Annotated in this window: 5 protein-coding genes; 1 reads left to right on the forward strand and 4 read right to left on the reverse strand. The window is 45.6% G+C overall.

Annotation, left to right across the window (positions count from 1 at the left end; all coding sequences use genetic code 11):
• The coding region (locus tag GRP75_RS17305; protein WP_160789900.1) for a PTS sugar transporter subunit IIC at positions 1-801 on the reverse strand (801 nt) is incomplete at its 3' end.
• A gap of 502 nt (positions 802-1,303) precedes the next feature.
• Between GRP75_RS17305 and GRP75_RS17310 the strand changes: the two genes are divergently transcribed.
• The gene (locus tag GRP75_RS17310; RefSeq protein WP_160789901.1) at positions 1,304-3,004 is read left to right on the forward strand and encodes a methyl-accepting chemotaxis protein; all 1,701 of its coding nucleotides are present in this window, start codon (positions 1,304-1,306) and stop codon (positions 3,002-3,004) included.
• A gap of 219 nt (positions 3,005-3,223) precedes the next feature.
• Here GRP75_RS17310 and GRP75_RS17315 read toward each other — a convergent pair whose 3' ends face one another.
• The 3 genes from GRP75_RS17315 to GRP75_RS17325 form a co-directional block, all read right to left on the reverse strand.
• Positions 3,224-4,843: a cobyric acid synthase gene (locus GRP75_RS17315; RefSeq protein WP_160789902.1), complete on the reverse strand. Its 1,620-nt coding sequence runs from the start codon at positions 4,841-4,843 to the stop codon at positions 3,224-3,226.
• A gap of 38 nt (positions 4,844-4,881) precedes the next feature.
• On the reverse strand, positions 4,882-5,751 hold the full coding sequence (cobS, locus tag GRP75_RS17320; protein WP_023987652.1) for an adenosylcobinamide-GDP ribazoletransferase: 870 nt from the start codon (positions 5,749-5,751) through the stop codon (positions 4,882-4,884).
• Positions 5,748-6,004 (reverse strand): bifunctional adenosylcobinamide kinase/adenosylcobinamide-phosphate guanylyltransferase (locus GRP75_RS17325; RefSeq protein ID WP_202404188.1); only part of this gene is annotated, 257 nt, incomplete at its 5' end. The genes cobS and GRP75_RS17325, both read right to left, overlap by 4 nt.

The following is a 6,004-nucleotide window of genomic DNA, read 5'->3' on the forward strand; positions in this document are numbered from 1 at the left end:
ATCGTAGCCCAGTGTTGCAAGCGAGCTGATCATAATCGGTACCATTATATATTGCATACCTGCCATAATAAGCAATGACATCGCGCCCCCGAGCAGCAGCCCTGCAAACACTCCTGCATTATCAAATAACCATGCGAGTCCATCCGATAAATGTTGACCGAGATACCCCCACAACGGGCCAAGAACGAACATCATCAAAGGTATAAAAATCATCAGAGTCAAAGTCGGGACAGCCACTACTTTAAGCCAATAGGGGGTATGCTTGTCTAACCATTTTTCCACATACGACGCCATCCAAACGACAACAAGCATTAGTATTATGGAAGAAGCAGACTGCCCGTCTATGACTGACAAGTCGCCAAAGCGAACCTCCTCACCAGACTGGAACAACTCTGTCAGGCGGGGATGCAATACTGATGCTCCGATGGCAGCCGCAACAAACATATTGCTGTTCAGCTTTCTTGCCGCACTTACCGCAAATAGAATGGGCAAAAAATAGAATACCCCATCGCTGATAACCAATAAAATGGTATACGCCTGTTGATCAGATAACAAACTAGTAAATACCTGTTGGTCTGAAAACAAAAAACCTAAGGACATGAAAATAGATATTAATACCTTGATCATTCCCGCCCCAATCATTGCCGGCAAGATCGGAGTGAATACGCCTGATACATAATCTAATAGACGACTTATCGGATTTCTCCCTGTGGCAGCTCTGTAACTTCCGGAAGTCTGCTCCTGTTCATCTTCTCCCCTGACCTGCGAAATCATTTCTTTGGAAAGTAAATCCCGATTCATAACTACCTTTTCCCCTTTTTATATGTATATTGAAGACCACTTTCGAACTTACCAAACCAAGCTTAGAAGAATATTGTCATAAAAGCGGTATTCCTTATGCTACTTATATTACTTCTTTTTTACAATAGTTTTAAAGAAGGAGTAATCTATTCGTTTTTATGCACCTGATAATTTACATCTAACTTACATCTAAACACCTAAGACCATAGTTATATATTTTTTGTTTGTTTTTGGGCAAATATGACTATTCAACCGCCTGTTAATTATGTAAAATAGGTCTAACCTACTTTTTAGTAAATCATGGATTACTTCCCTTTCACATTCTTGTCCCTTGAATACAGCTGAAATATACATAGAATCCGAACATTTTCAGTCTTTTCTTCAAGCAAGGAGAGGAAAACAAGTAGATCATGGCGTGTCTAGTATCTTATTGGACAAGCGGCCTACATCAAGCAGGGAAATTCGTCTGATTTTATTACCATCATGTGAGAGGAGAATTTTCATGAAGAGTTTTAATCGTTCCATTGGCGCGAAATTACGAATTATGTTTTTGCTGATTCAGCTCTTTGCATCCCTTTTATTCAGCATCAGTTTCTATGCAATATCCATGAGTATCATTAATAACAGTGTCATGCCTCAGGTAGACCAATTGCTAGAAACTGGAGCTAAAAATGTGTATCAGGATCTCAATATTTCCTTAGCCGTTCAGGCCCAACAAGGAAGCGGTTCTGATTCCGGCTCCGCTATACAGATGGAATCCTATCTTCAGGACAAGGTCGATACTCTCAAATTAGAATCGGCATATATCGCGCTAGTAAAGGATGGTAAAGCCGAAGTCGTCGCACGGAATGTAAAATCAGTATACAAGGTCAAGGATGCACTCATTCCTGTAGAGGATATTAAAAAAGCAAAACAAGGCGAGATGAATATCAGTGAAATTTACAGCGATTCGTACGGAGTACACAAAACCGCCTTCTTTGCTATATCGGGTAGTAATCTAGTTCTGGGCGTGAACGAAGATGTCGGATTCGTACAGGAAAAATCCCAACAAATTTTATGGATTTGCATAGGTATTACAGTGGCAACGCTCCTGCTGGGCGGAATTATTTCTACCCTCGTGATACGTAAAGTTGTAGAACCCATTGCTGAATTGGTTCGTCATAGCGAAAAAATCGCTCAAGGTGATCTTTCACAAGAAGCGAAGGTTCATGGAGTCAATGAAATTGCCCAACTTGCCCGCAGCTTCCAATCAATGTCTCATAACTTGAAAGAAATGATCAGCCATGTGCTTTCTACATCCAGTGCGGTTGTTGAAGGATCGGACGAGCTGCTTCGTCGGACTGAGGCTATGAGTGTAAAAGTGCAGGACTCTACAGTTGCCGCAGAGGAAGTAGCAAAGGGCAGTACCAGCATAGCTACAACTGCTGCTGAAAATGCACAGGCTATGGAGGAAATCGCTCAAGGTGTTCAGCACATCGCCTCCTCTGCCAATGATGTATCCGATCAAATCAGTGAAGCAACCAAAGAAACGGTTAACGGTAATACGCTCGCTCAAAAAGCTGTAGCTCAAATGTCACAGGTAGGACATGCTGCCGATGAATCGCTTCGATACATCCATAGTATGAATGAGCGCTCAGAAGCCATTGGCAGTATCGTTTCGGCTATTTTCGATATTACGAAGCAAATTCAAATGTTGTCCCTGAATGCCTCCATTGAAGCTGCCCGTGCGGGCGAACATGGACGGGGCTTCGCCGTAGTAGCTGGAGAAGTACGCAAGCTTGCCGAGCAATCTAAAGAAGCCACACAAGAAATTTCTGACTATTTGGTTACCATTCAAGAAGTATCGCAACAATCTGTGGACTCTGTGACCCAGGTTAGCCGTGAAATTCATTCGGGAACGGAAATGGTTCAACAAGCGAGCTCAGCCTTTAACCAGCTAAGTGAGCTTATGCAAAAGATCAATGCTACGATTCAAACGGTATCTGCAGCAACGGAGCAAGTATCCGCCAGCTCGGAGGAAGTATCTGCTTCCGTGGAAGAGACAGCTCTCATCGCTGCCAATGCACAGCATATGATTCAAGAAATCGGTTTTAACGCCGATGAGCAACTAAATGAAATGGAAAGCCACAGCGAGGTTGTTCGCCAATTAAGCAAACAAGCAACCGAGCTGCAAAAGGCAGTTCAAAAATTTAAAATTACGTAAGCCGATACAATAGAGGATTTTGCAAAAATCCCATAAGCGACTTCCAATGAACAAGATATAGATCGAAATGGTTTAGTTCGTCTATATCTTGCACTTCGGAGCGACTGGAATCGAATTTTGCAAAATCCTGAATAAAAAGAGGTATCTCACAGTCTTGAAAATGGCTGTAGAGATACCTCTTTATTTTTTAAAAGCGATTTTAATAATCATCCATGAAGTTTATGAATTCATTCCCATAATACGATAAATTTGCTCCATATCTAAATGAGCCCGTACCACCTCTGCGACACGGTCAAACTCTCGTTCCTTGGCTTCACGTACAGTAAAAGTGCTTTCTAAAGGTGCCAAGCCCTTGGTTTGTCGCAATCCATCCAGCCAGCACCGACGAAAACGGTCATTATCAAACACACCGTGCAAATAGGTTCCCCATACTTTACCGTCTGTCGTACCCCAGCCTTCCTCAAAAGCTGTTCCTTCGCCACGCCGGATATGGAATAGCCTTTTCATTTCGCTTAGGTTAAAAGTTATATCTGTAGGTTCGTATGGTTCCGTAACATACTCCGTAACGCCCATATGTATTTCATAGCCTTCAATGCTTGGCTTAGAGGCAGAACCCGAATCAGGCGCAGTACTAAGCAAAAGCGGGCAATGATTAGACAGGGTTCCCTGTACGCGTACGGTTTGCTTTTCCTTTAAAAAGGTCGTGGATAGAGCCAGCCAACCTAACCCTTCTGCCTGCTGCGGCAACCCAGATTCGACGGCTTGGGGATCAAATAGCGCTGTACCCAGCATCTGATAACCTCCACAAATGCCAACTAGCTGTGTGCGTCCAGTATTCATAGCCTGCCGAATGTCTTTCTCCAGACCTCTCTCACGCAATTCCAGCAGGTCTCCTATGGTGTCTTTGGTCCCCGGTAAGATAATGGCGTCCGGTACGCCCAACTGTCCGGCTTCTGTGACATAACGAACACTCACATCCGGCTCTGCGGCCAGAGCATCCGTGTCCGTAAAATTGGAAATCCGCGGATATCGTATCACTGCAATATCCAGTTCTTTATCCTCTGCTGATCGCTTGGGCTTCTTATCCAGTACTACCGAATCCTCTGCTTCAATGCGAATGTCTGGTAGATAGGGCAATACACCGAGTACAGGAATGCCCGTCCGTTCTTCCAGCCAGTCTAATCCCGGTTGAAGCAGAGACAGATCACCTCTGAATTTGTTAATGATAAATCCGCGGATACGCTGTACTTCATGGGGTTCCAGTAACTCGATGGTTCCTACGAGAGAGGCAAAAACACCGCCCCGGTCGATATCTGAAATAAGCAACACTGGTGCATCCGCCCAACCTGCTAAATTCATATTTACGATATCTCGGTCCTTCAAATTAATCTCTGCCGGGCTGCCTGCCCCTTCCATAAGGACAATATCATAGGTATCACGCAACCGATTCAGAGCATCCATAACGGTCTGTTTGGCTTTTGGCAAAAAATCCTTCCGGTAATCGGAGGCGCTCATATAGGCATAAGGTACACCGTGTACAACAATTTGTGAGTGCATATCTTTGACTGGCTTAATCAGAATCGGATTCATGTCAGTCGTGGCCTCAATACCGCAGGCCTCAGCCTGCACCCCCTGAGCGCGTCCAATTTCCTTGCCGTCCTCGGTAACATAAGAGTTTAACGCCATATTTTGCGACTTAAACGGTGCGGGACGATATCCGTCCTGCGTAAAAATACGGCAAAGCGCAGTTGTCACCACGCTTTTGCCCACATCCGACGCTGTTCCTTGAAGCATCAATACGGCTGCCGGGTTCGTGCAGGACGGTTCGAAAGTTGACAATTGCCTCTTCCCCTTTAACGAATTCATTTCAAATCTGGTCACAACCCGTACAAAATTACAATAAACAACAATAAAACAGTCTCCAGCAATTCGTTTAAAGTTCCGTATATATCTCCCGTAAGTCCACCCAAGCGGCGGTTAATACGGTTTGCCGTGAAGGTTCCAACACCGTAAGCCAAGACCGGAATCAACACAAAACCTATCGAGATTGGAAGGCTCTCAGAATATGAAAGGAACGTCTGTATGGTTGATCCTGCCAACGACAGATTCCCAGTATCCCTTGTTGCTGTAGCCAAACCTGCCAGAAGATATTGTCCTACGGCAGCACTCAGGGTCACTAATACAGCCCAGAATACGGCTAACCCTACGCGTCCACCACTCATATCAGCAAAACGCGCAGCCAGCCCATCATCATTACGGGCTTTGGGCCAGCGCTTCATTGCATGTACCATAAACCAGCGGCTCCAAACCATCGGAAGCAGCAGTAAGCCAGACACATTCCGTTCAACCAACACTGTATACAGCAAAGAAGCCTTGAGCATGAGTAGCAACACACAAGCAATAACGCCCATTGCTCCTACACGGCTATCCTTCATAATCTCCAGCATCCGCTCACGGGATCGGTAGCTGAACAAGGCATCAGCCGCATCCATCCACCCGTCCAAATGCAATCCGCCCGTCAACCAAACCCAGACAACAAGCGTAAGAATCGCACACGGCAACGGCGGCAACACCATAGAAGTAAGCGCCGCAAAGCCCCAGACAATGATGCCAATAACCACTCCGACCAGCGGATAATAACTTGCACTGCGTTTAAGCAAATCCGGGGAAAAATCCAATTCCGCCTTCACCGGAAGACGCGTTAAAAATTGAAAAGCCGCAGCAACAGCCTGACGTTCGCGGCTCATAGCTTATATTCCAACTGTTTGAGTTCTACGGGAATGCCCGCCGTCACCAAAAATACTTCATCACAAAGACGGGCAATCCGCTGATTCATAACCCCACTCAAATCCCGATACAGCCGACCAAGTGGATATTCGGGCACAATACCGTCACCAACCTCGTTGGTCACGATGACGAGCTGCCCCGGATACTGCTCCACAGCTGCCGCCAGCTCATTAATGGCAGCTCTGGACGCAGCTTCGCCGTCCTCGCCTGCGG

This window comes from Paenibacillus sp. OT2-17, assembly GCF_009827695.1.
GTDB lineage: Bacteria > Bacillota > Bacilli > Paenibacillales > Paenibacillaceae > Paenibacillus > Paenibacillus polymyxa_B.